This is a genomic window from Pseudodesulfovibrio profundus, from assembly GCF_900217235.1.
In the GTDB taxonomy this organism is placed as follows: Bacteria; Desulfobacterota; Desulfovibrionia; order Desulfovibrionales; family Desulfovibrionaceae; genus Pseudodesulfovibrio; species Pseudodesulfovibrio profundus.
In genome coordinates this window covers 2,219,639-2,246,307 of the sequence record NZ_LT907975.1, presented here as the reverse complement: position 1 = coordinate 2,246,307, position 26,669 = coordinate 2,219,639, and the positions used below count along the sequence as shown (strand labels likewise).

Annotated in this window: 24 protein-coding genes and 1 pseudogene; 10 read left to right on the top strand and 15 right to left on the bottom strand. The window is 54.4% G+C overall.

Annotated features, from left to right (window positions below):
• Window position 1: 1 nt before the first annotated feature.
• Together DPRO_RS10620 and DPRO_RS10615 are read right to left on the bottom strand one after the other, a co-directional pair.
• Window positions 2-916: a PA2778 family cysteine peptidase gene (locus DPRO_RS10620; RefSeq protein ID WP_157917449.1), complete on the bottom strand. Its 915-nt coding sequence runs from the start codon at window positions 914-916 to the stop codon at window positions 2-4.
• Between the two features lie 35 nt (window positions 917-951).
• Window positions 952-1,353, bottom strand: coding sequence for a PA2779 family protein (locus DPRO_RS10615; RefSeq protein WP_097012011.1), 402 nt, complete (start codon window positions 1,351-1,353; stop codon window positions 952-954).
• Window positions 1,354-1,527: 174 nt separating this feature from the next.
• Here DPRO_RS10615 and rlmN point away from each other — a divergent pair, with 174 nt between their 5' ends.
• Window positions 1,528-2,562, top strand: a complete 1,035-nt coding sequence (rlmN, locus tag DPRO_RS10610) for a 23S rRNA (adenine(2503)-C(2))-methyltransferase RlmN (protein ID WP_097013718.1) — start codon at window positions 1,528-1,530, stop codon at window positions 2,560-2,562.
• A gap of 3 nt (window positions 2,563-2,565) precedes the next feature.
• Here the strand turns inward: rlmN and DPRO_RS10605 are convergent, their stop codons facing one another.
• A complete protein-coding gene (locus tag DPRO_RS10605; RefSeq protein WP_157917448.1) occupies window positions 2,566-3,666 on the bottom strand; it encodes an ABC transporter substrate-binding protein in 1,101 nt (366 codons plus the stop codon).
• Window positions 3,667-3,766: 100 nt separating this feature from the next.
• On the opposite strand from DPRO_RS10605, the gene zupT reads away from it, so the two are divergent.
• Together zupT and DPRO_RS10595 are read left to right on the top strand one after the other, a co-directional pair.
• The gene (zupT, locus tag DPRO_RS10600; RefSeq protein ID WP_097012010.1) at window positions 3,767-4,600 is read left to right on the top strand and encodes a zinc transporter ZupT; all 834 of its coding nucleotides are present in this window, start codon (window positions 3,767-3,769) and stop codon (window positions 4,598-4,600) included.
• 23 nt (window positions 4,601-4,623) lie between these two features.
• Complete coding sequence (locus DPRO_RS10595) at window positions 4,624-5,988, top strand: protein kinase domain-containing protein (protein WP_097012009.1); 1,365 nt, start codon at window positions 4,624-4,626, stop codon at window positions 5,986-5,988.
• 20 nt (window positions 5,989-6,008) lie between these two features.
• Here DPRO_RS10595 and DPRO_RS10590 read toward each other — a convergent pair whose 3' ends face one another.
• Window positions 6,009-7,103: a glycosyltransferase gene (locus DPRO_RS10590; RefSeq protein ID WP_097012008.1), complete on the bottom strand. Its 1,095-nt coding sequence runs from the start codon at window positions 7,101-7,103 to the stop codon at window positions 6,009-6,011.
• Window positions 7,100-9,805 (bottom strand): bifunctional acetate--CoA ligase family protein/GNAT family N-acetyltransferase, encoded by a 2,706-nt coding sequence (locus DPRO_RS10585; RefSeq protein WP_097012007.1) that lies wholly within the window; start codon window positions 9,803-9,805, stop codon window positions 7,100-7,102. Before DPRO_RS10585 ends, DPRO_RS10590 begins: the two co-directional genes overlap by 4 nt.
• A 147-nt stretch (window positions 9,806-9,952) precedes the next feature.
• Between DPRO_RS10585 and DPRO_RS10580 the strand changes: the two genes are divergently transcribed.
• Together DPRO_RS10580 and DPRO_RS10575 are read left to right on the top strand one after the other, a co-directional pair.
• A complete protein-coding gene (locus tag DPRO_RS10580; protein WP_097012006.1) occupies window positions 9,953-10,414 on the top strand; it encodes a hypothetical protein in 462 nt (153 codons plus the stop codon).
• A gap of 150 nt (window positions 10,415-10,564) precedes the next feature.
• Entirely contained in the window at window positions 10,565-12,376 is a 1,812-nt protein-coding gene (locus DPRO_RS10575) for a methyl-accepting chemotaxis protein (protein ID WP_097012005.1), read from the top strand.
• A gap of 108 nt (window positions 12,377-12,484) precedes the next feature.
• Here DPRO_RS10575 and DPRO_RS10570 read toward each other — a convergent pair whose 3' ends face one another.
• A complete protein-coding gene (locus DPRO_RS10570; protein WP_097012004.1) occupies window positions 12,485-13,570 on the bottom strand; it encodes a glycosyltransferase in 1,086 nt (361 codons plus the stop codon).
• Window positions 13,571-13,997: 427 nt separating this feature from the next.
• On the opposite strand from DPRO_RS10570, the gene DPRO_RS10565 reads away from it, so the two are divergent.
• From DPRO_RS10565 to DPRO_RS10555, 3 genes are all read left to right on the top strand, one after another.
• Entirely contained in the window at window positions 13,998-14,699 is a 702-nt protein-coding gene (locus tag DPRO_RS10565) for a GEVED domain-containing protein (RefSeq protein WP_097012003.1), read from the top strand.
• A gap of 328 nt (window positions 14,700-15,027) precedes the next feature.
• Window positions 15,028-17,010, top strand: a complete 1,983-nt coding sequence (acs, locus tag DPRO_RS10560) for an acetate--CoA ligase (RefSeq protein ID WP_097012002.1) — start codon at window positions 15,028-15,030, stop codon at window positions 17,008-17,010.
• A 181-nt stretch (window positions 17,011-17,191) separates the two neighbouring features.
• Window positions 17,192-17,698, top strand: coding sequence for a rhodanese-like domain-containing protein (locus DPRO_RS10555; protein WP_097012001.1), 507 nt, complete (start codon window positions 17,192-17,194; stop codon window positions 17,696-17,698).
• 43 nt (window positions 17,699-17,741) lie between these two features.
• On the opposite strand, the gene DPRO_RS10550 is transcribed toward DPRO_RS10555, so the two are convergent.
• Window positions 17,742-18,239 carry a thermonuclease family protein gene (locus DPRO_RS10550; protein WP_097012000.1) on the bottom strand — a complete coding sequence of 166 codons (498 nt, stop codon included), beginning with the start codon at window positions 18,237-18,239 and terminating at the stop codon, window positions 17,742-17,744.
• Window positions 18,240-18,293: 54 nt separating this feature from the next.
• Between DPRO_RS10550 and DPRO_RS10545 the strand changes: the two genes are divergently transcribed.
• Window positions 18,294-19,130 (top strand): MBL fold metallo-hydrolase, encoded by an 837-nt coding sequence (locus DPRO_RS10545; RefSeq protein WP_097011999.1) that lies wholly within the window; start codon window positions 18,294-18,296, stop codon window positions 19,128-19,130.
• A gap of 138 nt (window positions 19,131-19,268) precedes the next feature.
• On the opposite strand, the gene DPRO_RS10540 is transcribed toward DPRO_RS10545, so the two are convergent.
• The 8 genes and pseudogenes from DPRO_RS10540 to DPRO_RS10510 form a co-directional block, all read right to left on the bottom strand.
• Window positions 19,269-19,520: a hypothetical protein gene (locus DPRO_RS10540; RefSeq protein WP_097011998.1), complete on the bottom strand. Its 252-nt coding sequence runs from the start codon at window positions 19,518-19,520 to the stop codon at window positions 19,269-19,271.
• A gap of 53 nt (window positions 19,521-19,573) precedes the next feature.
• Window positions 19,574-20,404: a phage capsid protein gene (locus DPRO_RS10535; RefSeq protein WP_097011997.1), complete on the bottom strand. Its 831-nt coding sequence runs from the start codon at window positions 20,402-20,404 to the stop codon at window positions 19,574-19,576.
• Between the two features lie 308 nt (window positions 20,405-20,712).
• On the bottom strand, window positions 20,713-20,865 hold the full coding sequence (locus DPRO_RS20325) for a hypothetical protein (RefSeq protein ID WP_173806782.1): 153 nt from the start codon (window positions 20,863-20,865) through the stop codon (window positions 20,713-20,715).
• A 97-nt stretch (window positions 20,866-20,962) separates the two neighbouring features.
• The gene (locus DPRO_RS10530) at window positions 20,963-21,229 is read right to left on the bottom strand and encodes an RNA recognition motif domain-containing protein (protein WP_097011996.1); all 267 of its coding nucleotides are present in this window, start codon (window positions 21,227-21,229) and stop codon (window positions 20,963-20,965) included.
• Window positions 21,230-21,359: 130 nt separating this feature from the next.
• Window positions 21,360-22,586 carry a DEAD/DEAH box helicase gene (locus tag DPRO_RS10525; protein ID WP_097011995.1) on the bottom strand — a complete coding sequence of 409 codons (1,227 nt, stop codon included), beginning with the start codon at window positions 22,584-22,586 and terminating at the stop codon, window positions 21,360-21,362.
• A gap of 393 nt (window positions 22,587-22,979) precedes the next feature.
• Complete coding sequence (locus DPRO_RS10520; RefSeq protein WP_232005554.1) at window positions 22,980-23,954, bottom strand: asparaginase; 975 nt, start codon at window positions 23,952-23,954, stop codon at window positions 22,980-22,982.
• Between the two features lie 85 nt (window positions 23,955-24,039).
• A pseudogene (locus DPRO_RS10515) lies at window positions 24,040-24,591 on the bottom strand (DsbA family oxidoreductase); the annotation flags it as partial.
• 129 nt (window positions 24,592-24,720) lie between these two features.
• On the bottom strand, window positions 24,721-25,167 hold the full coding sequence (locus DPRO_RS10510) for a hypothetical protein (protein ID WP_097011993.1): 447 nt from the start codon (window positions 25,165-25,167) through the stop codon (window positions 24,721-24,723).
• A 262-nt stretch (window positions 25,168-25,429) separates the two neighbouring features.
• On the opposite strand from DPRO_RS10510, the gene DPRO_RS10505 reads away from it, so the two are divergent.
• On the top strand, window positions 25,430-26,632 hold the full coding sequence (locus DPRO_RS10505; RefSeq protein WP_097011992.1) for an ammonium transporter: 1,203 nt from the start codon (window positions 25,430-25,432) through the stop codon (window positions 26,630-26,632).
• Window positions 26,633-26,669 lie beyond the last annotated feature (37 nt).

The following is a 26,669-nucleotide window of genomic DNA, read 5'->3' as shown; positions in this document are numbered from 1 at the left end:
TTCAACGACTGCGGATTTCTTCCAGTGTCTTCCTGAAAGTCGCAACATACGGACCACCGCAGGCAACGGCCTTCTCCGCCGCTGCCACGGCTTCATCGCGTCGTCCGACTTCGGCCAGCACATGGGCAAGATTGTTGAAGGCTATCCCCTCATTCGGGCGGATGGTGGTCGCATGCTGAAAAGCCGTAATGGCGAGTTCCCGGCGACCCAATGCATAGGCACTGTTCCCCACACCCATCCATGCATCATGGGACTTGGGCCACCTACCAACAGCCGCTTCATACCCGGACAAGGCTGCATCCCATTGTTTTGCGCGCTCCAGCCCCACCACGGATCGAAGCCAGCGAGATTCATCTGCCAGTTCCGGCAGTTCGGAGGGCGGTAACACCAACATGCCCCAGTAGTCACTGCGACCCCACATAGAATCCATCTGCCGGGCGGAGTACCGTTTATGCGGTGTCAGGCCCGAATGCAGAATGTAATCGCCTTCGACCTTGTCATAGCCGATCACTACGGCGTAGTGCCAGACTGGATAAAAGGACAACCCGAGGTTAAGCAGGACCACCACGGGGTACCCCGCTTCGAGGGTCCGCGCCAATTGGTCCTGGTCATCAAGAACATACGCCACCCGCCCATGTCGTCGTGCCGATGTGACCATTGCGGGTTGCAGGCTGCCTTTTTTGGAGGCTGTGTATACTGAATCGACCAGGCTCTCGGGCGTGACTTCGACCCCACTCCAGTTGAGCGCCATGGCCAGCGTTGCCGGACCACACTGAAACTGCTCCTGGGCATGAAACGGGACATCCTCGACGAGAATTGACGAGCGCCCATCTTCCGGCAGGGCCACGACAGGGTTCGGATGCAGCGCACAACCACCTGCAGCAAACAGCAGAAGGACAAGAAAAAGGGCAGCCATACGGCCGCCCCCAATCCTTTTTCTCACGTTCATACCTACTTATTCACAAAGGGGAAGACATCCGTCGCCCCCGCTATGTCGGTAATAAGCAGTATGACAAAGATCAGCACGGCAGCACCGACAATAGTTCCGAGTGCACCGGCACCGGCAGGCATTTCTTCAATTTGCTGTGCAAGCTGCGCCACTTCGGCATCAGACAGGGCGTCTACCCGAGCCTGCGCTTCATCAACGTCAATTCCGTGGCTTTCAAGAGCCTGACGCAGATCGCTTCTCTCGAAAAAGTCCTGCACGACAGCGCGGTTTTCTTCATTCATGGACGCAGAGATGGAGGTCTCGGTGGAGATCATTGCCGCCTTTGCCATAGGCACGGACACATTGAGCATGACCAGTGACATGATGACAGCCATGCAGACAAACCGATTGAATCTATTAAACATTGTACTGAATCTCCTCGTTAAAATGATGCATATGTATCCAGAAATTGTTCGTAACTATAACATGACAGCAGGAGAAAATGCAAAGCGGGAATAAGAACCTCTCACCTCACCAACCACCAAGTCCGGGCAACGACCGCTTGACACGGGCTGCCAATGCCCTACAAGGTACACGCAATGCAAAACCTTATTGAGCTAAATAAAAACGATCTCGAAGCCTTTGTGGTGGAAGATCTCAAGTTGCCCCGATTCCGGTCGGAGCAGCTCTGGCAGTGGCTGTGGCAAAAACGCGTCAGAACCATTGACGACATGACCAATCTCTCCAAGCCGCTGCGCGAACAGCTCAAGGGCATGGCTGAAATCGTCTGGCCTGAAATAGCCAAAGTTCAGCAATCCAAAGACGGCACCATCAAATTTCTTCTCCGACTGGCTGACGGCAAGCTGGTGGAAACAGTCCTCATCCCCATGCAGGATCGCTACTCGCAATGTCTGTCCACTCAGGTCGGATGCGCCATGGGCTGCACTTTCTGCAACACGGGACTGCTCGGTTTCGAGCGCAACCTGACCTACGGCGAGATCATGGGACAGATTCTGGTAGGACGCCAGTATCTGGAAGATCAGGGAATGAATCCCCTGAAGAATCTCGTATTCATGGGCATGGGCGAACCACTGCTCAACCTCGACACGCTTCTTCGGGTCCTCGACGACCTGCCATGTGAACGGGGGTTGTCTCTTTCCTGGCGTCGGTCCATGGTTTCCACTGTCGGCTTTCCCGACAAACTCCGCATTCTGGGTGAACGGGAAGTGGCACTGCCAGCCATCTCGCTTCATGCGCCCACGCAGGAACTCCGCGCCAAGATCATGCCTAAGGCGGCCAAGGTCCACCTGAACGACCTCATGGCCGCACTCAAGGCCTATCCCATGCGCCCACGAGAACGGATAACCTTCGAGTACCTGCTGCTCAAGGATGTCAACGACTCGCTGGAACACGCTGACCAGTTGGCCCGCCTCATTGACCGCAAAAAAGGAAAGATCAACCTGATCGCCTACAATCCCATCGAAGGCATGCCCTACGGTGCGCCGGATCGAGACAAGGTCGAAGCCTTTGAAAAACGGTTATGGGATCATGGTCTTACAGCGTTCATCCGCCGCTCCATGGGATCGGATATCAAGGCAGCCTGCGGTCAATTGAAAGCTGAAGACGTTCAGTAGCGCTTACTGCAACTGCTTGAGGACCGCTTCAAGGCCGAAGTTGTATTGCGTAAGTTCGGGATTCTGGTGTTTGGAAAAGGCTCGAAAGTCGATGGCTGCCCAACTTTGTTCCCGCAATTTTGCGTAGATATCAACATTATCGACAGTCAAAACAGAAAAGGATGAGCGCCCCATCTTGTCCGGCTTAATGCCGTGCATCATGTCATACAACATGACCAGCGCCCAACCGCCATCCATGAAGTGGCCGCCGACCGATGCGGTGAATTCCTTTTTTCGGAGACTGTCGAGAGCTGAATCAGCCCAGTCCACGCCACCGACAAGGACATCACTCCCGGGATTCCGTCCAGTCTCGCGAAGCGCTTCGCAGACACCATGCGCCATCACGTCACTGGCACTCCAGACAACGCTGGTGGACGGGTACCGCTCCAACAGCCGACGTGTGAGTTTTTTGGCCTTGTCTCGTTTCCAATCAGCATGCACGGCCTGATTCAGACGTACGCCCGGGTATTCGACCAACGCTTCCTTCAATCCACGCAACCTGAGGACTGAGGCCGCGGATTCTTCATGTCCGGTAATGGCGAGAACCTCGACAGTTCCATCGCTGCTGTGCTCAACCGCCTCATCAAGCAGTGTCTTTGCCAACAGATAGCCAGCGTTGATATCATCCGGAATGTACTCGAAAAGCCACTGCTTATAGCGTTCACCCGGGGTGCCGACGACTATCTGTTCCACATCGATGAATCCCTGATTGACAAAAAGCGTTTTTACTCCGGCAGCTTCGGCGACCTTGAGGAGTTCCTTGCCGGAACCACGCGCATTCGTGCCGATTATGTATTCGGGGAGAGGCTGTGTGCTGAACAGCCGGTGGATGTTCTCGTCGTACAGGACATGATTCCGATTGGCGTAATAGACTGTCAGCTCGAACCCGAGATCATCGGCTGCCGCCTGCATGAAATCGGTCATGGGTTGGAAAAACGCATCACCCGGGCCACCCGGGTTGAGGAACGCCACCCTAGTGCGTTCTGCACCAATGGATTGCGTGGGGAACAACAGGCATAGCACTGTCACCCATACCATTCCCCATATTTGTTGTACCGCCTTCATACGAACAACTCCTATCACAAGGGTGCCTGGCCGACTACAACAAGCTTCTATCCATCCCAGCAAGAACTGGTCATCACTTCCTTTACCGTGTATAAGTCGAATGATGGATAACCAAGCTGTACTTTTCGCCTTCGGACTGACGTTGTTTGCCGGACTCTGCACCGGTATTGGCTCTGCCATCGCCTTTTTCGCTCAGCGAACCAATACCAAATTCCTGTCGCTGGCTCTGGGGTTTTCCGCTGGCGTCATGGTCTATGTCTCCTTTTGGGAGATCGTGCGCAAAGCCAACGACGCACTCACTCTGGAACTCGGCGATGTCACGGCGCAATGGGTTACGGTCCTGTCATTTTTTGGCGGCATGGCGCTTATTGCGATCATCGATAAATTTGTTCCCAGTTATGAAAACCCGCACGAGATGCACTCCATTGAAGAGATGGATGTAGGTAAAGCCAATCTGCCTAAAGACGAAACCCACGATTTCGACAAACTGAAACGCATGGGCATCTTCGCGGCCATTGCCATTGCCATCCATAACTTTCCTGAAGGACTGGCAACATTCACGGCAGCCATGTCTGACCCTTCACTCGGTATAGCAATTGCCGTTGCCGTCGCCATCCACAACATTCCCGAAGGCATCGCCGTTTCCATCCCCCTCTACTACGCGACCGGTTCCAAGAAGAAAGCGTTCCTGTACTCGTTTCTTTCAGGAATATCCGAACCTATCGGTGCGTTGGTCGGGTTCCTGCTGCTCATGCCCTTTTTCACCCCGGTCGTTTTCGGCGTACTCTTCGCCGGTGTCGGCGGCATCATGGTCTTCATCTCGTTTGACCAATTGCTCCCGGCAGCCGAAGAATACGGCGAACACCACCATTCCATCTATGGCCTGATTTCCGGCATGGTCGTCATGGCCCTTTCGCTGCTGCTTTTCCTGTAGATCAAAACGCGGTATCACACTCCATGCACATCGGACGTTATGCTATACGCGGACTGCTCGGACGCGGCGGTATGGGAGCGGTTTACAAGGCAGCCATGCCCGTTACCGGGCGTATTGTCGCCCTCAAGGTGCTCAAGCCCGCCGAGATAATGGAAGACATCGTGGGCAGCGAGAAGCTCACGAAGATGTTCCTCACCGAGGCCGCCACCATGGCCTCCATCACCCACCCCAACATCGCGTCCATACTTGACGTGCATGACGGACACGACGATCAGCCAGCGCATTTCACCATGGAATATTTCTGCGGCAATCTCGGTGTCGTCATGGGTGAAACCTATGAAGTGGAGCAGCCTTCCAGACGCCTCGGAGTGGAGGCTTCACTGCATATCGCCCGCCAGATGCTGCACGGGCTGGATCGCCTCCATTATGAGGGAATCATCCACCGCGACGTCAAGCCCTTCAACGTCATGCTCGCCGAAGAGGAAGGCGGTGTGGGACAGGTAAAACTGATCGACTTCGGTCTGTCCCGACTGCGCGGGGAGTCGACTCCCGACCCCAAAGGTATGGTCATCGGCTCGCCCTACTACACGGCCCCCGAGCAGGAGGCAAACCCTGAAGATGCTGATGCCCGATCCGACATCTACTCAGTGGGAATCACCCTGTACCGGATGATCACCGGTTCGCTGCCCCCAGAGGATGAAAGCGCGAGACGACCAGTATCGGAAACCCACCCGGACTTGGATACCCACTGGGATGCGATGTTTCACAAGGCCATAGCCCTTGATCCCAATGGTCGATTTGACGATGCACTAGACATGATCGCGGCCCTCGACGAGTTGGAAATGCTGTGGCTTGAACGCAAAGACACTGTCTGCTCCGGGGAAGACCTTCTTCGTGAAACAGCACGCCATGATGCATCGTGGCGACCACGTTCCACACCTGTCAAAGCTCCGCTCAAGGCAGCCAGGACAACGTTTGATCTCGACACATTGTGGCGACCCAGGAAATATGGTGTCGGGCAGTTTTCTCCATCAGGAGAAGGCATCGTCACGGACCAGACAACCGGCCTGGTATGGGAAGAACATGGTTCTCGGTATCCACTGACCTGGGAAGGTGCGCAAGCCCATGTCAGACGACTCAACAAAAATGAGTATGGAGGTCGCACCGACTGGCGGCTCCCGACCATCGAGGAGCTGACCACCCTTTTCACGGGCCGTACCGAACCCGGCGATTTCTGTCTGGAACCGGCCTTTGATCCACACAAGGCCCGCCTGTGGTCATGCGATACAAAGGCGTTTACCGCCGCGTGGTATGCGGATGCGGAATTGGGATTCGTAGGTTGGCAGGATAGAACGTGCCGATTCTTCTCTCGTGCTGTCAGCGGCTAGTGCTGACAGGGAAGGCATTATCACTCAAATTTTCCATACAATTTCATGTAATCCTGCACCATCCTATCCACATGGAAACGGCGGCTTCCGGCTGTGAAAGCCATTTTGCCCATATCCATTGAAAGTGTTGGGGTGGAAAGCATTTCTACGGCCGACTCAATGAAGGTTGCCTCGTCGCCAGGCTCCACCAGCACGCCGGTTTCCCCCTCTGCTATCTGCTCCGGCACACCGCCCACTGCATAGGAGACAACCGCCAGCGCCTGCGCCTGCGCCTCCAGAATAACGAGGGAATGATTGTCAGCCTTGGTGGGATAGAGCAGGACATCCGCAGCCGCCATCAGCAGTGCCAATCGTTCACGCTCCACATAGGGCCAGATGACCAGATCACCCTCGCGCCCGGCCGTATCTCCCCCGACCGCAAAGCAAAGAGCTTCGGGAACACGTTGTTTCACAGCCTGCCAGATGCGCCGCCATGATGAACCGGATTTGTAGGCAGCGTCTGTTCCGCCATGGGCCACAAACAGGCAGACACGCGCAGAAGGATGAATGCCAAGACTTCTCCGGGCCTCCACTCGCTTGGGCGGAAACTCAGGCCAGACTATGCCGTTGGGAATCACCGAGACCGAGCGGAACAGATGTGATTTTGCCAAACGCGCGAGCCAGCGTGACGGGGCCACCAGAATGGGATCGAGCCGCTCCACCAGCCGCAGTTTTTCCTTACGCAACGCTTCGGAGTCCGGGAATTTACGAGGACATGGTTCGGCACATCCCTCATCCACATTGGGACAATCCAGCGGATAGGGGCATCCGCCGGTAAACAATTCACAGTCGTGCAGGGTGATCACTGTCCGGTACCAGCTCGGGATGCTGTCCAGCAATGCAGGCCAGTTGCCCGTGCAATGCACATGGGCAATCCCTCCCTTGGGAAGATAGCGCCCGAAATCCTCTGGGAGAATGGCGGCTGTATCCGGCCCTTCTCCCAGTTCAAAGCTGAGAGAGGACTCCACTTCAAGCTTGTTCATTCCCTCCATGAGCAGGCGAGCGACTCGCGTGGCACCGCCTGTCGTTTCCAGCCCCGTGTGGTGATACACAGGAAGGTGCTTGCTCACACTCATGCTTCGACTGTCTCCATATCCAGAACCATTTCCACAAGGTCCTCATCGTGTGGATCGGGTGAAACCACAAAGCCGAACTTTTTGGAAAGTCCCTGCATGGCCTTGTTTTCAATCATGGTCTGACCAGTGAGTTTCCGGGTGCCTCGATCCTTGGTGTAGCGGATTCCCTTCTGGAACAGATAGGACCCGAGTCCTTCGCCTTTCTGGTCCGAACGAACGACAATGGCGAACTCCGCTTCGGAATTGTCCGGGCTGGTATTGGTCCGCATGACACCCAACGTTTCGGGGTTTCCCGCATCATCCAGGGCCGTGGCAATGAAGGCCATTTCACGATCGTAATCGATCTGGGTGAAACGGGCGATATCCTTGTGATCGAAATCCCGTTGCACAACGCCGAAAAAGCGCAGCCGCAAATCCTCGTCCGACAGACTTTCAAGGAAAGCGCGGTGGGTGTCTTCATCCTCCGGCCTGATGGGACGCAGCGTGACCTTGCGACCGGTCTTGAGTTCGACACACTCTTCCAGCTCTCGCGGGTACGGGCGAATCGCCAGACGCGACTCCCCTTCTCCTTCGAACGGAGCAATGCCGATCTTGGCATCAAGGGCAAGCACGCCCTCGGAGTCGGCGTACAACGGATTGATATCGATGGAGTTGATCTGCGGTACATCCTGGAATAGCTGGGAAATCTGAATCAGCGTAAGGCAGATATCATCGATATCCGCCGGTTGGTGCGAAGGCGTACCTTGTAGCAGTGAGGCAATACGTGTGCGCCCGACCAACTCACGGGCCAGGCTCATGGAAAGAGGCGGCAGGGTCAGGGCGGAATCCTGAATCATCTCCCGCGCCATACCTCCATGACCGAAAGAGAGCACCGGGCCAAATACAGGGTCCACCGTCGCGGAAATAAACAACTCATGGGCACCGGGGCGACGCCCCATTTTCTGCACGGTGAAGCCTTCGATATAGGCATCCGGTCGCTCCCTCGTGCATCGAGCCAGAATGGAAGCCGCGCCTTCCCACACCCGCTCTGGCGTTTCCAGATCAAGCAGCACACCACCCACATCAAAAGGCTGCGGAATCTGGGGGCTGCGCAGTTTAAGGGCCACAGGATAGCCAAGCTCATCCGCGGCAATGACCGCATCCTTGGCCGAGATGGCGATGCGGGTCTCGACCACCGGCACACCGTAGGCGGCCAGCATGTCCTTGGCTTCCGGCTCGGTCAGGTACTCACGCTCCTGCGTCAGGGCCTGATCCACAATATCGCGTGCGGATTTCGTGTCCGGGAAAAAGTCCGTAGGCAACGAGTCCGGCGTTTCAATGAGCATTTCCTGATTTCGCAGGTATTCGGCCATATACAGAAACGCACGTACAGCGTGGGTAGGTGTGTCGTATGTCGGAATGCCTGCCTTACGAAAAACATCACGGGCCACATCTGCCCTGCCCGATCCAAGCCATGCGGTGAGCACCATGCGCTTGACCCGTTTGAGTGAATCCCGAAGCGCTTCGGCCACTTCCACATCCGGCTGGGCTGTCCACGGTACGTGCATCACCAGAATGCCATTGGAATTCTTGTCCTTGAGCAGCAGCTTGAGCACTTCGGAGTATGCCTTGCCGTCGGCATTGAACGGGATATCCACCGGATTGCCGCGAGACCAGTTCTCTTCACCAAGGGCCGCGTCGATGGCTTCGATGGTCTTATCGGAAAGCTGGGCCAACTCGCCACCACCGGCCAAAAGACGATCGGCGGCCAGTATGCCCGCGCTCGTTCCGTTGGTCAGGATCGCCAGTTTCTTGCCGTATACATGTTTGGGCGTTCCCAAAGTCTGTGCCGCATCGAACAGCCCGTCGATATTTTCCACGCGCAACATACCGGCACGGCGGAATGCGACATCGTAAACAGCATCCACCAGACGATGATCACCGGTTTCGCGCAGCTTGAGGTCGCCAAGCACGGTATCGAGCGCCTGCCCGGGCCGGATAACCAGCACCGGTTTGTTGCGGGAAGCCGCACGGGCAGCGGACATGAACTCACGGGCATCCTTGATGGATTCCACGTAGAGCATGATGGAGCGGGTCAGCGGGTCTGAGGCGAGATAATCGAGAATATCGGCAAAGGTGACATCAATGCGACTGCCAAGGGCGATCATGTGAGAAAAGCCCACGCCTTTGGCCTTGGCCCAATCAAGAACTGTTGCAAACAGCGAATCGGACTGGGAGATGAACGCGACCTTACCCGGCTCAACATTCGAATGAGCAAGCGAAGCATTCAGATTCAGCGATGGAACCATGAACCCGAGGGACTTGGGACCGATAATCCGAAGACTAGGAGGATCGGCGATGCCAAGAATTGTGTCCTTGATATCCTGACGTTCTTCAGGAGTCATATAGGCGAACCCGGCCCCCATGAGCACGACGCCTCGGGTTCCGCGCGCCTTGAGGGAATGGATGATCTCGGGCACCTCGTCCAATGGAGAGCAGACAATGGCCAGATCCGGTGTCTTGGGCAGATGCCGCACGGAAGGATGGGTCAATACGCCCGCAATGGCTTCCGCGGTGTCGGATACCGGCATGACCGGCCCCATGAATCCCCCCGCCATGATATTGCGCATGACGATATTGCCTGCGTTGCGGGAATCATTGGTGGCGCCGACAACAGCGACGGAACCGGGATTGAACAGGTACTTGAGATTGGTAACGCTCATACTCGCCTCGTGAAGTAGGTACGGATAATTGGGATAACGGTACCTTTTTTTACTGCCGCCGCGCAACAGCCTTGTACCCTAAAGTTTTTTGACAGGCCGACGATGAGACTCTCGGATGTCCTATATCATCATTTAAGGAGGCAACGCATGGTACTTGAATCCACACTGGGCACACTATCCCAACTTGCGGACGGCCTAAACGCCCGCCCCGCCCCATCCGTGGAGCGAACCGGCGAAGAAATGGCCAAAGAAGCCAAGGTTCCGGAACAAGGAGATATTGTTGTCTCCATTTCCGAGGAGGCGCGAGCTCTCGCTGCAACCGATAACCCCGGTGAGACATCCGCTTCCAAGGAAGAAGAGCAACAGGATTTGCTAACCGAACAGCTGAAGCGTCAAATCGAAAAGCTTGAGGAAGAAATCAAGGCGATCGAAGAAGGCGATCTGCCGGAAAAGGAAAAGATGCAACAGCTTCAGGACAAGCAAACCCAATTGATGGAACTGAAGGATCAGTTGCTCAAGGCCGAACTGGAAAAGCTCAAGGCTGAAGGCTTCTCTGAGGGAGGCGGAACTCGAGCGCAAGGGTTTGGCAACTCGGTCGATTCCTTTTAATCCGAACACAACACCAGTACACAACGCGGCAGTTTAGAACTGCCGCGTTTTTATTTGAAGTAGATTGCTTTTGTATTGTCTATTAGTTATCTAATAGGAATAGTGGACTTTACCCAAGTTTTGTCAATAGTTACTATTCAGGAGACTCTTATGCTCAGATCGCTTTCCATAGGGAAACGAATCACAACAATTCTGGCGCTCATGCTTCTGTTTATCGGCGGGACGTGCCTTGCTTTTCTCCAAAGTTTTGAAACCGTCAAGGATGTCAGCACAACGGAAATAGATAAGCTCATGTACCAAGGGCAGGAAGCCAAGCTGAAAGTAGCTACCGATGGATTGGCCGTGTCACTTTCCCATGTGCTCAAGGACCTGGACAACGCAGATGCCCAGCACGATCTTCTGAACCGAGCACTGAGTGAGCACCGGTACGAAAATGACGACTCCGGCTACTTTTTCGTCCTGGACGGCACTGTCATGATCGCACATATCAGCAGTTCCCTGATTGGCAAGGACCTGGGAGACATCAAGGATAAGAACGGTGTTCGACTCATATACGAATTGAATCAGGTCGCTCAGAACGGCGGCGGCTATGTCGAATATATCTGGCCCAAACCGGAAGCCGGGGATCAACCCAAGTTGAGTTATGCGACGCGCATTCCCGGAACTAACTATGCACTGGGAACAGGGGTATATATCGACAATATCCAACGCGAAAAGGACCGCATCGGCGACACCATCAAGGCCATCGTCATGAACCGGACAGTCACGGTCCTGACGTCCCTGGCCATCTTGCTTTCCGGTGTACTGATCCTCAGCTATCTCATCGTCCGTTCCATCCTGTTGCCTATCAAGGAAGCCACTGCCGCAGCTGAAACCATTGCCGAGGGCGAGTACGACGTTCGTCTTGAAGTGAAAGGTAACGATGAAGCGTCCAAGCTCCAGTCTTCCCTCAACTCCATGGCAGCTACCCTGCGCGACAATATCAAAAAGATCACGACAAAGAGCGCCGAAGCCGAGGACAAAGCCCTTGCCGCAGAACGCGCCATGGCCGAGGCAGCCGAAGCCCGCGCTCAAGCGGAAGTGGCCCGCAAGGAAGGCATCATGCAGGCCGCCAATCGCATTCAGGGAGTGGTTGATCGTGTTTCCACTGCCTCCCAGCAGATCGCAACACAGGCGTCTATCATCGATAACGGCATGAATGTTCAGCGCTCCCGCGTGCAGGAAACAGCCACGGCCATGGAACAGATGAACGCGACCGTGCTGGAGGTGGCTCGCAATGCATCCGAAGCATCCAGCCACAGTGACCAGGCGCAAAGTCTGGCCGAAAAAGGTGCTGCAACCGTCAGCGATTCGGTTACGGCCATGAACACCACATACACAGCCGCCGAAGACCTCAAGAGCGGCATGAACCGCCTTGGTCAGCAGGCTGATGATATCGGCCAGGTCATGGAAGTGATCACTGACATCGCGGACCAGACCAACCTTCTTGCCCTGAACGCAGCTATCGAGGCTGCCCGAGCAGGCGAGGCAGGACGCGGGTTCGCCGTTGTTGCCGATGAAGTACGCAAATTGGCGGAAAAGACCATGCAGGCCACCAAGGAAGTTGGCGACTCAATCACTTCCATTCAGGGTGTGGCCCAGCAGAATATCTCCGGCATGGAACGCGCTCTGGCCGACCTCGGCAAAGCGGTCGAGATGTCCAGTGAATCAGGGGAAGTCCTTGCGGATATCGTTAATGGATCCAAGGAAACAGCCATGAAGATTCAAGGCATTGCCACGGCTGCCGAGGAACAATCCGCCACATCCGAAGAGATCAACCGGGCCATCGACGAAATCAACACCATCTCGGCAGAGACCGCCGAAGGAGCAAGGGAAGCATCCCAATCGGTCAACGACATGACAACGCAAATGGAAGATCTGCAACATGTCATCGATGAGCTGATGAACGACGCCCGATCATAGCTCCCAATCAGATCCCAAAAGAGGCACCCCGACTGATTCGAGGTGCCTCTTTCATTTGGAACGAAAAGTTCAGCCCAATGAGGCGCGGTTCCACAACCGGGATACGTATCAGGAAAATAGTCTGATCAACCGCTCGAAGGCTCGATCCGATGAAAAGAGAGCATCCACCCGCTGACGTCCGGCCTCACCCATTCGGTGGCGCAAGTCGGCATCAACGACCAGTGTTTCCATGCGGTCCACGAATCCTTCCAGATCGTCCACATCCACCAGATAGCCGGTTTCACCGTCCTTGATCAGTTCCGGGTTGGAGCTGACGTTGAAGCCAACCACCGGTTTTCCGGCAGCCATAGATTCTGCCAACACATACCCGAACCCTTCCCAGTGGGCGGTATGGGCCATGAAATCCATGGCGTTGTAAAGCGCAGGCATGGCCTTCACGAACCCGAGAAAAACGACCTCGTCCTGCAACCCCAATGTCTGCACCTGCTGCTTCAGCGCATCTTCCAGTTCCCCGACACCGGCAAGGAGCAGTTTGACATTATGTCCCCGGCTTTTGAGGCGTGCAACGGCCTCCAGTAACAGATCCTGCCGTTTCTGCTCGGTCAGGCGACCGGCATTGCCGATGATGATCTCATCACCTTGCCGTTGGTAAGCCGGTGCGATGGCTGCGGTCTCTTCTGGTCGCACATCCACGCCGTTGTAGTTCACGCTCACACGCTCGGCAGGGATGAGGTCGGGGTTCTCCTTGAGGGCCAGTCGCCTGGTCTCCTCGGAATTGCACATGAAATGGGTGATGACCGATCCGAACAGGAACCGGTTGAGGGCAGTGTTACGAACCGGAAGCGCGATACCCCGGCGGTAGATAATGGTCGGCACTCCGGCCATTCGTGCAGCCATACCCCCCACTTTCATGTCGCTTGGAAGGGACATGACAAGGGCATCGGGACGGGTGCGGGTAAAGTAGCTGCGAATGGAGAGCAGGGTCAGGGGATTGAGAAAGCTGAGATTGGAAACGTTTTGCCGATGTACTCGCAGGTCTGTTTCATTTTCCAGACGATCACCCAATGCAGACTTCACATTGGTGACAACCCGGACGTCATACCCTTTGCGCAACGCGGTCAGGGCATTATCGTAGACCCACCGCTCACCGCCTCCCCAGGCTTTGTTGGTATTGAAAAAACAGATGGATTTCATGCCGAAGCGCTCCTCGTAATCTCTGGTCTGTAATGCGCGAGGACCGGCTCGGCCACGCAGTTCGACGGGCTATCAGAGCCGCCGCTCATGTCGGTACGGGATAAGTTGAACGATGAAAAGGTTCCTACACATCAAAGGCTACTCTCGTATCGGCACGACGATGGATAGGTACCATGCCTCTTGAACCGGGACAAGCAAGAGGAACCGCCTCCCCCCTTCTCGAACCACTCCTGCCCTACCAGACGAAGCCGCGGTCACAACGAGCCGCAAGTGTTAACAATTCTAGAATTGTGTCGATTTTCCTTACAAACACCAAGTGTGCAAAAACACACTAAACACCTGAAATCACAGTTCTGGACCAAGTATTGCTTATTGGCGCCCGTTGTCCACGACCCTTTAACCACCATATTTCAATCATAAGGTTGTAATGATGCTTACTCTTTTCCGACTGCTTTCCATGGCCGCTCTCGTCATCCTCATTTCCGGAACGTCCTCTTTCGCACTCGTCATGGAGCCGGAAGAATATGACCGCTCTGCAACCGGCATCAGTGAAGGCACTGCGCCCGGGTATGAACGCGCATGGCACAACACCGACAATTGGCAGCGCCTGGGCGATGTCTGGCTGACCAACGACGGTGTAGACTGGTCCCTCGATGGCGGCAAAACCTTTGGACACGAAGCCATTCATATTGGCCGAAGCGTCACCTTCCGATTCGACTTCCAGCGTACCAACGACGGCCTGCACAACTATGATCAGTTGAAAAGCTGGATCGACTGGAACGGCGACAAGGACTGGGACGACGCAGGCGAGCAGCTCATCGCGTACCGCTGGGACAAGGAAGAGGATCATGTGTACGGCAACTTCAACCCCGTCTATACCCTTCAAAACTACTTTTTTGCTGAAATGCTCGTCCCCGAAGACGCTCACATCGGCGAGACATGGCTCCGTGCACGTGTTCACTGCAACCACGTCAGCTTTGAAGACACCACCGCCTACGGTTTCCTGAATCAGGGAGAAGTGGAAGATTACAGCGTGATCATTGCCACTCCCGAACCATCCACCTTCATCCTTCTTGGGCTTGGCATCATCGGTCTGGCTGGGTTTGCCCGCTCCCGCAGGAGAGGATAACCCGAAAAGCAAGGGTATCTGGTTTGAACAGTCATGGGTGCGTCGACAGTCGGCGCACCCTTTTTTCATGCCCGGTAATCACTGACCGTTACCGTGTCATCCTTGCCATTTACCGGACCGGGCAGTCAGGTCACGAGATGTTTTACCGTTCACCTGTCGATTTGGAACCGTTCACCTAAAAAGGGTCCGAGGTTGCCCACATCTTCATATAAGTGATAACAGACCAAAGTGAGCCTTTCGGGGGCATGGCGGTTCGGAAACGCGGGTGCGATTCGTTTTTCCAGCGGATTCCTCACGATAGAGATGATCTAAGAAGTCAGGAGACAACATGAGCGAAGAGAAAAAAATCGAAAGTTTACAGAAAGACGGCCAGATATTCCAACCCGATGCCTCCATGCAGGGGCAGGCCTGGATCAAATCCATGGAAGATTACGAAGCCGAAAACAAACGAGCCCTGGATGATCCCGAAGGATACTGGGGTGAGCGGGCCACCGACCTTCTTTCCTGGTTCTCTGATTTCGACAAGGTGCTCGAAGCCGACTACGACAAGCCGGAGTTCAAATGGTACCAGGGCGGTACCACCAATGTTTCCTACAACTGCCTCGACCGTCACCTCACCGATGGTCGCCGCAACAAGGCCGCACTCATCTGGCAGGGCGAACCCGAGGAAGACACCCGGGTCTACACCTATCAGATGCTGCATACCGAGGTCTGCCGTTTTGCCAACGTCCTGAAGAAGAAAGGCGTCAAGCGCGGCGATCGCGTATCCATTTACATGCCCATGATTCCGGAACTGGCCATTGCCATGCTCGCCTGTACCCGACTGGGCGCACCCCACTCCATCGTTTTCGCCGGATTCTCGTCCATCGCCCTGCAATCGCGCATCGAAGATGCCGATGCAAAAGTGCTGATCACCGCCGATGCGGTCCTGCGCGCCGGAAAGACCATCCCACTCAAGCCCAATGCCGATGAAGCCCTGAAGGACTGCCCTTCTGTCGAGCAGTGCATTGTCGTCAAACGAGGCGGCAATGACATCAACATGGTCGAAGGCCGCGACTCCTGGTGGCATGACGAGATTAACGCCGAAGACATCACATCGGATTGTCCGTACGAAGAAATGGACGCCGAAGATCCGCTGTTCATCCTCTATACCTCCGGCTCCACCGGCAAGCCCAAAGGTGTTCTGCATACAACAGGCGGCTACCTGACATACACCGCGCACACCACGCAGTACGTATTCGATGTCAAAGATGACGATGTGTACTGGTGTACCGCCGATGTCGGCTGGATCACCGGCCACTCATATATTGTATATGGGCCGCTGACCCTGGGCGCCACTTCCGTCATGTTCGAGGGTGTTCCGAGCTATCCCAAGCCGGATCGCTTCTGGCAGATCGTGGACAAGTTCAAGGTCAATATTTTCTACACCGCCCCCACCGTCATCCGCGCACTCATGCGTGAAGGTGAGGAGTGGACCAAACGCTACGACCTCAGCTCACTGCGTGTACTCGGATCAGTCGGTGAACCGATCAACCCGGAAGCGTGGCTCTGGTATCACAACAACATCGGTGGCGGTAAGCTGCCTGTTGTCGACACATGGTGGCAGACCGAAACAGGCGGTATCATGATTTCCGCACTGCCCTATGCCACACCGCTCAAGCCCGGCTCCGCCACCCGTGCCCTGCCTGGCATCTCTGCCAAGATCGTGCGCCGCGACGGAACAGAGGCCGATCCCAACGAAGGCGGCCACCTCATCGTGGACAAGCCGTGGCCCGGTATGCTGCGCAATGTCTGGGGCAACCCGGAACGCTACAAATCCACCTACTTTGCCGGATTCCCCGGTGCATATGAGGCCGGTGACGGCGCTCGTGTGGATAGCGACGGGTACTTCTGGATCATGGGTCGCCTGGACGACGTAATCAATGTCTCAGGCCACCGAATGGGAACCGCCGAGATCGAATCCGCCCTTGTCGCGCACAAGGACGTAGCCGAGGCTGCGGTCGTCGGCATGCCCCACGATGTCAAAGGTGAAACCATCTATGCCTACGTCACGCTCAAATCCGGCATCGAACCGGACGACGACATGATCAAGGAACTCAAGGTATGGGTGCGCAAGGAAATCGGCCCCATTGCTACACCTGAATTTATCCAATTCGCTGACGGCCTGCCCAAAACCCGATCCGGCAAGATCATGCGACGCGTATTGCGCAAGATCGTCGAGGGCTCCGATGAGTTCGGAGACACCTCCACCCTCGCCGATCCGGGCGTGGTCACCGATCTGGTGGAAGGCAACAAGGAATTGGTAGGATAATTAGTCGAAGCCCGACATAGAGAGAGTAGATCCCCTCCCCACTTCGGTGCGGAGGGGATCGCCTTTTATAATTTGGCAGTTCTTCTATGATCAGTAGTACGACCATGTAAGAAACTAATAGCCACAAGATTTGAAACAGTATACCTATAGGGGGTATATTTATCCATATCAGGAGGTAAACATGAAAAAACAACTTAGTATCATGTCGTTACTCATCGTAGCCCTTTTCGCTTTCAGTGGCGTTGCCGCTGCCGCAGAGCCCATTGATGCGGTCAAAGCCAACATCAAGCTGAGTACTACGGCCATCAAACAATCCGTACCAACCATCACGGTTCAGGAATTCATGAAAAAGATCGAATCAGATCAGGAGTTTTTCGAAGTCGTTGATGTGCGTGGGAAGGATGAATACGATGCCGGTCATCTTGCCAACGCCGTATGGGCACCCCGCGGCAAGGCTGAGTGGGTGATTCCTACCAAGATAACTGATCCCGATGTTCCCATTTACATCTACTGCAAGTCCGGCACCCGAGGCGCTTTGGTTACCAAGATGCTGCTGGACGCCGGGTATACCAACGTGACCAACGTTGATGGTGGCTTCAAGGCATGGGCCTCTGCCGGGTATCCCTTCTACAACCTGCATGGCCGTATGGTCATGTCCAAGGACGGATTCGGCAAGCAACCTCAATAATATTATCCACGGGAAAGGCTGCATATGCGGCCTTTCCCTCTTTTCAACGCCTATTCTTCTTTCGCCATTGAGATGGTGTCAGTTCCAGCCCGCCCTGTTGCCAAAAGCCCTGCTCCGCATCACGCGCATCAGCTTGAGCCTGGAACAGTCGGGCCTGATGCCGCGTATTCGGCTTATAGGCAAACGCCAGTGCCAACCCCTCGCGAACAATGGCTTCATTGAGCATTTTTCCACCCACATAGACATACGCCAGAGATCGTCTGTAGCGATCACGACGGTCCTTGTCGTATTCTAGCTTAAGCTCTTTTCCGAGGCAGAAGTGCAGAACAAACGATTTGGCTGCCAACCCATACTCCTGCCCCCATTCCGGCGCATCGATACCGATCAGACGGACTTCCACCACCTTTCCTTCAATGACTACCTCCAACGAGTCGCCATCAATCACGGAATGCAGCCTGCCGGTTTCAGCGGCCTTTACCGGCACTACCAGACAAATCAGCACCAACAGCAGGCATGGAATTAACGGGTTGCGTGATATCATCCGTCCGTCTTATAGACTTTTGATTCACAGTTCCAGTCACACAAGCGAGATCACATGCAACTTACCGTACTAATCGACAACAATTCACTGGTCGGCAGCTACTTTGTCGCTGAACCCGGGCTTTCCCTGCTTATAGAAGATGGAGATTCACGCATTCTTTTTGATGCCGGATACTCCGATGGATTCCTGATCAATGCCCGCCGTATGAACACCGATCTGCTAAAACTGAACTGGATTGTCCTGTCTCACGGCCACTTTGACCACACATGGGGACTCGATGCCCTCATCAGGCACCGTTTTGAATCCATATCGCAAAAGATGGATGTTTCGCGGCCCACTTTGCTCGCCCATCCGCTGGTTTTTGACAGCAAGACTGTCTCCAACGAACCGGAAATCGGCATGATACTTTCACGGGATAAACTTGCACGGCACATGGATATTTTGGATAGTACTGAACCGCTCTGGCTGACTGACAAACTCGTGGCACTCGGCCAGATTGAACGCATTTTTGATTTTGAGCAGTCTGACCCCATAGGACACCGACTCACGGGCGGCGGTTCCTGCGACGACACACTGCCCGACGATACCGCCCTCGCTTATGTAGAGGATGAGGGGTTGGTGATCATTGCCGGATGCGCCCACTCCGGTATCTGCAACACCGTGGATCATGCTCGACGCGTAACCGGGGAGGAAAAGGTCCACTCGATAATAGGCGGGCTCCATTTGCTGGATGCGAGCACAGAGCGGTTAGACGCCACTGCTGCATACCTTGCCGGTCTGAATCTGGAATCACTGTACTGCTGCCACTGCACGGATCTGGCTGCCAAAATCCATCTCGCAAGCCAGTGTCCGGTTCGTGAAGTCGGCTCCGGTACGCGCCTTACATTCTAAGACCTCGACCTGCCCGGAGCTTTTACGAGACAGCTCAAATCGTCAGCCTTCGGTCACTTGACGCAAAAAAGGGGCGACCCCGATGGCCGCCCCTCGTATCCGTATCCAAAGGAAGTTGTTTGATTGGTTTGTGGTTGATTAACTGCCGTTGGTCACAGTGACCGACCCGGCATTGTTCGAGGCGACCAACAGGTCGACGGCATCAGCCTTGGTGGGACCGGAACAGGCGATGATGATATCACCGGTATCCAGATTGTAATCCTCCACCGCTTCGTTGAAGTAATCGACACCAGTGATGGTGAGAATGTCGTCGTCAGATCGGTAAATAAACAACTGCTGACCCGGAACGCCACCCATCAAACGCATGTCTTCACTGATATATCCTGCCATATTTTCTCCTTTTTCCTATCGAAGAGGCGCACCCCTTCCGCTAATGAATGGGGTTAGACGATGACTGCGTCGTCGTCGCACTTGATTTCGATGATGCCTTCAGGATCGATGAGGCAGGAGCCTGCGCTAAGCATGTGATCCACCAGATGGGCCGCCTTTTCCGGCACCCAGTCAACAAAGGCCTTGATTTCCTGTCCTTCGGCAAGGCCCATGGCATTGCGATGGTAGATGAAGCAGGAACGGGAACCAGCATCAAGGGGAAGGCCGGTGTGGAACATCCAGGTGATGCCCAGCCAGGTGCGGGACTCGGTTCCGGCCAGCCAGGGATACTGTTCGCCGGAGAAGTCACTGGATTTGAACTCTTCGATATTCAGCAGTTCGTTCCACTGGTGCGGACCGACCACTGCAAAGCGATGGCCGTCATCGGCCACGTCGTTGGCATTGAGTGTGCCAAACGCCTGAAGAATCTTGTCTTTGGTCAGGCCGGAGGCTGCCTCGGCCACGACATTGGCGGCACCGCTCATCTTGGCGATGACCAACTCGTCGATCTTGCGGCCCAGCGCCCATGCACCGGCATCGGCTGCGACTTTCTTCTCGTCCTGCTTGTCCTTGAGCTCATCGAGTTTGTCGACGTACTCGGCTGCATACCAGTCAGACAAGGTACAGGAGACAGTTGAGTGGTTGAGGTTCATCAGGGGCACGTTGCCATGACGGGTTTTCTTACCCGCAGCCCCCTTGCCTACCTTCTGGAAGACGCACTTGGAGCCTTCGACGCCGGTCTGCAGGCGAACGGTGTTTCGCAGTTTGGAACCGCGCTGCTGGTACGACTGATGCACCATTTCGGTGTATTCAGTGACAAATGAATTGGCAATGGAAGTGGACATTTCGTCACTCTCCTTTTCAGGGTTAGGTGTTGCATTCATATCCGGGTATCCGAGTGACGATGCGTGGCGGGTATCTGCGGACTGAATGGAAACCGTTTCCAGACAGCGGGCAGGCCGCACGTAACTTTCGGGCCGGTTGCAAAACACTAACCCCGGTTTTTCGCCCGGGATGAAATAGGGCGAAACAGGGAGTGAATCGGGCGAGAAAAGGATGAAATAAGGTGTTGACGGGGGATTGAGAGATAAGGGAACTGACTATTCACACGATGTGTAATTGAATGATTTCGGGCATAAAAAAAGAGAGGCTATTATTCCTCTCTATCCTCATCAGCCTCTTCCGGTGATGCTTCCTCAACACCGAACTCTTTTCTGGCTAACTTCTTTTTTAATTTTTCTTCTTTTTTCTTCTTCTTGGCCAATTCTTTCTGTCGCTTCGCGAACTTGAAATTCGGCTTCGCCATATACGCTCCTTACGTGTTTATGCGGACACAAGGGATTGAAAAACCGCCCCTCTCGAAACAGGGGCGGTCTCAAAATCTGCCAAGGCAGACGGCAAAACTACCAGCGGGGACGTTCCACGCGGGGCTTTGCTTCGTTGACCTTGATGTTACGGCCACCGAAGTCTTTACCGTCGAGAGCTTCAACAGCTTCCAGAGCTGCATTGTCGTCGCTCATTTCGACAAAGCCGAAACCGCGGGGACGACCGGTCTCACGATCTTCGATAAGTTTAACAGAAGTGACTTCACCAAATGCTTCAAAAGCGGTGCGTACTTCATCTTCAGTGCTGCTCCAAGCCAGATTGCCGACGTATAAGTTCTTAGACATGTTTTTCTCCTAGTATTGGGTTCGTTTTGCCGCATCCACTGTCATCAGTGGAACCAACAGCATTCATTAACTATATTCGGGCCACATCCTATGCACCCGTGTGCAATGATGGGCTTGATCCGCTTAATTATCAGGCTGCTGCGCGCTGTCCCTGTCCGGGGCGACGCCTGCTGCGCTGATTGGGTTTCCTCGAATTGGAGGAAGATCGAGGTTTGCGAGTACCGGTAGGCTTTGCATCCTGCCGATGGTCACATCCTTCGGTTTGTTTAACGGTAACATCGATGATGCGCGAGATGGCTCGCACCTGACTGGCGTCATCATGGGTTACCAGGCTGATAGCACTGCCGGAGCGTCCGGCTCTGCCGGTTCTGCCGATACGGTGCGTATAGGTTTCAAGGGTATCGGGCATGTCATAGTTCACGACATGGGTGATGCGATCACAATCAATACCGCGAGCTGCGATATCTGTCGCTACCATGATCGGGAACTGGCCTCCCCTGAACCCTTTCAGCGCTTTATCACGCTGATTCTGGCTCATATTGCCTTGAAGGAAGGTGGACTTGTAGCCACGGCTCTCCAGCAGGCGGGAAAGACTCCGGGCCTTGCGCTTGGTTCGGGTGAAAATCAGGACATTCTGATGTTCCCCCCGAGCAAGGAAGTTCTCCAAAAGAGGACCTTTGCCCTTGGTATGCGTCTTGTAAAACGTATGCTCCACACTCGTGACCGGCGAGACCGTGTTGATCCGAACAGTTTTCGGATTGACCAGAATCCGCTTGGTCAGCTCAAGAATGGGCTTGGGCATGGTTGCCGAGAACAGGAGGTTCTGCCTCTTGGCCGGCAACTGGGACAGAATACGTTTGATGTCAGGCATGAAGCCCATATCAAGCATTCTGTCAGCTTCATCGAGAACCAGTGTGTCTATTCCCTTGAGATGGACAGAGCCATTGCTCAGGAGACCGACCAAACGGCCGGGACAAGCCACGATGATGTTGGAATTTTTGAAAGCTCTAATTTGTGGTCCCATACCAACACCGCCGATAACGATGGAGCTACGAATACCTGTCTGTCCGGCAAGGGACTTGAGGTTGTCGTTGATCTGCTGGGCCAGCTCTCGTGTGGGAGCCAGGATCAGAACACGCGGCGTACGCTGCTTGTTGCTGTCAGAGACAAGACGCTGCAGTATAGGCAAGCCAAACGCGGCGGTTTTTCCTGTGCCGGTCTGAGCCAATCCCATAACGTCGTGGCCTTTGAGAATCAGCGGAATCGTTTGGTTCTGAATTGGAGTGGGAGTGGAATATCCGCATGCGTCAATACCTGCGACGATGCGCTTATCAAAAGAAAATGTCGAAAAGGTCATGAAGGCCTTGGGTGAGAAGGAAAATATCGACGGCGCGCGACAGCGGTCGACCCCGGGCTTTACCGGGAAATAATCTAAATGGCTCTGGTACGGGGGAGTAAATCTTTTCGACGAACGTGGAACGTTAGTTGCCCAATTGGGGCGAAGAAGTAATCGTGCGTCCAGTCACGCTGAGTTGACAGACAGTCACCCTTTTGAAGGACGAAGTAAAGCTTTTTTTTAAAATATTTTAATAAAATACGAATATTCCTTTCAGACACCTTGTTTAGTTGATGTTTTTACTTGCAACAAAACCAAGCGAAGAGCTGCCTTGGGCCTTTGTGGAGCTTTTACACATGTAATATACGCGCAGGCAAAGCCAACAGTTCAAGAAAAACTGACGACAAAAAGCGATTAAACGTCCTCAAACAGGTCACGGATCTGATCCATGTCAGAGGTCAATCCAAGAGCGCACATAAGTCGGATTCGAGCCTTTGGACCACCCAACCTTCCGCACAGGATAACTCCCTTGTCCTGCAGATCAGCCCCGCCGCCGGGGTATCCATAAATGGGCCACACCCCACCCTCGATACAACGGGTGGCAAGGACAACCGGGATACCATTTTCGACACAGTCTTCAATGGCCGGAACAATACCGGGCGGCACATTACCGGCACCGAAACCTTCTATGACAAGTCCTTTGTTCCCGACGTGTTTGGCATAATCGATAAGCGATCGATCCATCCCGGTGTATGACGTAATGAGAGCAACATTTTTCTCGATGGATTCTGGCCTGAGTTTGCGGCGCTGCTTGTGGTGCAAAGGGCATCCGGCCAGGATGACATTCTCTCCCGCAACATATCCGACAATCCCCGCTTCGCGTGATTCAAAGGCATCCACATTAAGCGAGTTGACTTTGACCGCATCACGCGCCGTGAACAGTCGATCGGTCATGAGCACACATGTGCCTGTTCCGGGAGGAATGGGTAACAGACAAGCCCGGACCGCATTGATGAGATTTCGGATTCCATCATACCCCGACTCGGAATAGTACCGCATGGATCCGGTCAGAATAACGGGCTTGTCAGAATCAATGACGAGATCACACATGTATGCTGTCTCAGCGAGCACATCGGTACCGTGCAGGATCACAACTCCATCGACGTTCTCGTTCTTCAGTTCGGCCTCTACCTCACGCGCCAGTCGGAACATGTCTTCGGGCCGCATGTGCGGGCTGGGCTGATCCGACCATGTTACCGGACGCAGACTCACATTGTATTCCTGAGGGGCAAGCTGATCGAGCAACCGCTGAAAATTACCACCTGGAGTAACGCCGTGGACGCCTTCGCTGGGAGACATCCCAATGGTTCCGCCAGTGAAAAAAATCACTATTTCTGACTGCTTATTTGAATCGCTCATCATGTCGTACTTTGTTGTAGTTATTTGCGGTAGGTCTTCGGCAATCCTGTCAGGGTCAAGCCTGTAGCATCCTATCCAAGATATCACGAAACCGTGCTTCGGCCACCGCTCCGGTGATAGCCGGTTGGTCTTCAATGAAGAAGGCCGGAATGGCTCTCACGCCCATCGAACGCGCCTTGGCACTTCCTTCAGCGAGCCTCTCCAAATAGATACCGCTTTCCAAAGAGGTGACCATCACCTTTGCATCAAGACCGCATGAAGAAGCGATATCCATGAGGGTATCAACGCTCCCGATATCACGCCCATGGTTGAAATACGCCTTGAACACGGCGTGATGAAAGTCGTCATACTTTCCATGGTCTCGGGCGAATTCCGCAGCAGCCAACGCCTTACGAGTATTGCGCAGCATTTCCATATCGCGAAATTGAATTCCGTATTTAGCCCCATGCTGCCGACACGCCTCCAAAACTCCATCCACATCGACCTGAGAAAAAAGATCGGTCATCAATCGTCCTTCTTCCGGTGTATCAGGGTGAATCTCATGTGGCACCCAAACATCCCGGATGGGGTAGTCCCGTTTCAGTGCATCGACAATTCCCGTGCCGACATAACAAAACGGTCAACAGAAATCGGAAAAGATGGTGAGAGTGATATCCATTCGACATACCTCCATAAAGTGAGGGAGGAAACATAACAGGAGAGGAGCCTGCTGAGAAGCGCCAATATGGGGAGCGCCCTAGTCGCCCACAAAGCGTATCCGGGGCGTTCCACCAAAATCACGCAACTCGACAATGGCTTCCCAGCGCTCGTAGCACGTCTTGGAAAGCTCTTCGGGCGGAAGCAACTCCGTCTTGCTGACGGAAATCTCGGCAACCACATGGTACGACTTGACGAACACGAGCATCCAGTGATCCTCGTCCGTTGTACGCAACTCGTACGGCAGCCGGGCACGGTTAACCAGATCATGCTCCTGGCCGTGGATAACGACACAGACTTCATCCCAATCGTAATACTCGAGAAAGGCATCAAGAGAAAACGGCTCCCCCATCTTGTATTGCCCTTCGCTCAAGGCGTCGTGAAAGCGGTCCTCCACATATGTATGCGTGTAGTCAAAACTCACGGCAGTAACAATCGCTCCGGCAAGAACAACGAATACAATAACTGCGCTTTTAAATCGTGACACAACGACCACCCCTTCTAATAATGATACAGATCATTCCAAACCATAACGTTGCCACGTTTCCCTCACACACTCAACCCCTGAGCCGTTCCGGACGGGGAATCACACATTTCTGAAACTTCTCAGTTTTACATTTTTATCAAAAGTTTCCATTTTTTTGCAGAATTGTTAATACGATTTAATTCTTTTTTGTACAAAATCGCCTTATTTAGCCATTTTTTGTTGGCCCCAGTTTTGCAATACGAGCTGTCGGAGGTATCAAACAATGAATTTCGTAGACAATGCTTTCATTCTTATCTGCGCAGCCCTTGTTATGTTCATGACACCGGGGTTGGCGCTGTTTTACGGCGGGCTCGTCCGCTCGAAAAACGTTCTTTCCACCATTATGCACTCGTTCATCATGCTCGGACTGGTGTCCGTGCTGTGGGCCATATGCGGCTACTCGCTCTCGTTCGGTTCCGATATCGGCGGACTCATCGGCGGGTTTGACTTCGCATTCCTCAATGGCGTGGGCATGGACAACACCAACTCCCCGGCCGACAACCTGCCGCACCTGACCTTCATGATTTTCCAGTGCATGTTCGCGGTCATCACCCCCGCCCTCATCTCCGGTGCCTTTGCCGAACGGATGAAATTCGGTGGATTCATGGTCTTTTCCGCACTCTGGCTGCTCCTGGTTTACGCTCCCATGTGTCACTGGGTGTGGGGCGGCGGCTGGATGGGTGAAATGGGCGCCCTTGATTTCGCCGGTGGAGCTGTCGTTCACATGAGTTCCGGCGCTGCTGCCCTGTGTTGCGCGCTCCTCATTGGTAAACGCAAAGGCCACGGCACCACGGCATTCATCCCGCACAATCTTCCCATGACCATTCTTGGTGCGGGCATCCTGTGGTTCGGCTGGTTCGGTTTCAATGCCGGCTCCGCCCTCGCCGCAGACGGCGCTGCTGCCAATGCCTTTGTCACGACACACATGGCAACCGCCGCAGCCGCCCTTTCCTGGATCGTCGCCGAATGGATGCATGGCGGCAAAGCAACAACCCTTGGCGCAGCATCCGGTGCGGTTGCCGGACTGGTCGCCATCACCCCGGCTGCCGGTTTCGTCACCCCCATGTGGGCCATCGTGCTCGGCCTCGGCGCCGGTATAATCTGCTACGCAGGTATCATGCTCAAGAACAAGTTCGGCTATGACGATGCCCTTGATGTCGTTGGCATCCATGGCGTGGGCGGTACCTACGGTGCGTTGGCAACCGGCGTATTCGCCACCATCGGAGCCGAAGGTCTTATCGCCGGTAACGCCAACCAGCTCTGGATTCAGTTTGTTTCCGTCGTCGCGACCTGGGCCTTCTGCTTTATCATGACGTTTGTTATCTTCAAGGTAGTCGACGCCACTGTCGGACTCAAGGCTGACAACAATGAGCAGGATAAGGGCATGGACATCAGCGAACACAGCGAAACCGGATACCAGTGGTAATCCACCCGACGAACACCCTCTCTTTCAAGGAGATATG

What these genes read in the sequence shown, in the direction of transcription:
- DPRO_RS10620 (WP_157917449.1), bottom strand. Translation starts at nt 916, where the DNA reads ATGGCTGCCCTTTTTCTTGTCCTTCTGCTGTTTGCTGCAGGTGGTTGT.
- DPRO_RS10615 (WP_097012011.1), bottom strand. Translation starts at nt 1,353, where the DNA reads ATGTTTAATAGATTCAATCGGTTTGTCTGCATGGCTGTCATCATGTCA.
- rlmN (WP_097013718.1), top strand. Translation starts at nt 1,528, where the DNA reads ATGCAAAACCTTATTGAGCTAAATAAAAACGATCTCGAAGCCTTTGTG.
- DPRO_RS10605 (WP_157917448.1), bottom strand. Translation starts at nt 3,666, where the DNA reads ATGAAGGCGGTACAACAAATATGGGGAATGGTATGGGTGACAGTGCTA.
- zupT (WP_097012010.1), top strand. Translation starts at nt 3,767, where the DNA reads ATGATGGATAACCAAGCTGTACTTTTCGCCTTCGGACTGACGTTGTTT.
- DPRO_RS10595 (WP_097012009.1), top strand. Translation starts at nt 4,624, where the DNA reads ATGCACATCGGACGTTATGCTATACGCGGACTGCTCGGACGCGGCGGT.
- DPRO_RS10590 (WP_097012008.1), bottom strand. Translation starts at nt 7,103, where the DNA reads ATGAGTGTGAGCAAGCACCTTCCTGTGTATCACCACACGGGGCTGGAA.
- DPRO_RS10585 (WP_097012007.1), bottom strand. Translation starts at nt 9,805, where the DNA reads ATGAGCGTTACCAATCTCAAGTACCTGTTCAATCCCGGTTCCGTCGCT.
- DPRO_RS10580 (WP_097012006.1), top strand. Translation starts at nt 9,953, where the DNA reads ATGGTACTTGAATCCACACTGGGCACACTATCCCAACTTGCGGACGGC.
- DPRO_RS10575 (WP_097012005.1), top strand. Translation starts at nt 10,565, where the DNA reads ATGCTCAGATCGCTTTCCATAGGGAAACGAATCACAACAATTCTGGCG.
- DPRO_RS10570 (WP_097012004.1), bottom strand. Translation starts at nt 13,570, where the DNA reads ATGAAATCCATCTGTTTTTTCAATACCAACAAAGCCTGGGGAGGCGGT.
- DPRO_RS10565 (WP_097012003.1), top strand. Translation starts at nt 13,998, where the DNA reads ATGATGCTTACTCTTTTCCGACTGCTTTCCATGGCCGCTCTCGTCATC.
- acs (WP_097012002.1), top strand. Translation starts at nt 15,028, where the DNA reads ATGAGCGAAGAGAAAAAAATCGAAAGTTTACAGAAAGACGGCCAGATA.
- DPRO_RS10555 (WP_097012001.1), top strand. Translation starts at nt 17,192, where the DNA reads ATGAAAAAACAACTTAGTATCATGTCGTTACTCATCGTAGCCCTTTTC.
- DPRO_RS10550 (WP_097012000.1), bottom strand. Translation starts at nt 18,239, where the DNA reads ATGATATCACGCAACCCGTTAATTCCATGCCTGCTGTTGGTGCTGATT.
- DPRO_RS10545 (WP_097011999.1), top strand. Translation starts at nt 18,294, where the DNA reads ATGCAACTTACCGTACTAATCGACAACAATTCACTGGTCGGCAGCTAC.
- DPRO_RS10540 (WP_097011998.1), bottom strand. Translation starts at nt 19,520, where the DNA reads ATGGCAGGATATATCAGTGAAGACATGCGTTTGATGGGTGGCGTTCCG.
- DPRO_RS10535 (WP_097011997.1), bottom strand. Translation starts at nt 20,404, where the DNA reads ATGTCCACTTCCATTGCCAATTCATTTGTCACTGAATACACCGAAATG.
- DPRO_RS20325 (WP_173806782.1), bottom strand. Translation starts at nt 20,865, where the DNA reads ATGGCGAAGCCGAATTTCAAGTTCGCGAAGCGACAGAAAGAATTGGCC.
- DPRO_RS10530 (WP_097011996.1), bottom strand. Translation starts at nt 21,229, where the DNA reads ATGTCTAAGAACTTATACGTCGGCAATCTGGCTTGGAGCAGCACTGAA.
- DPRO_RS10525 (WP_097011995.1), bottom strand. Translation starts at nt 22,586, where the DNA reads ATGACCTTTTCGACATTTTCTTTTGATAAGCGCATCGTCGCAGGTATT.
- DPRO_RS10505 (WP_097011992.1), top strand. Translation starts at nt 25,430, where the DNA reads ATGAATTTCGTAGACAATGCTTTCATTCTTATCTGCGCAGCCCTTGTT.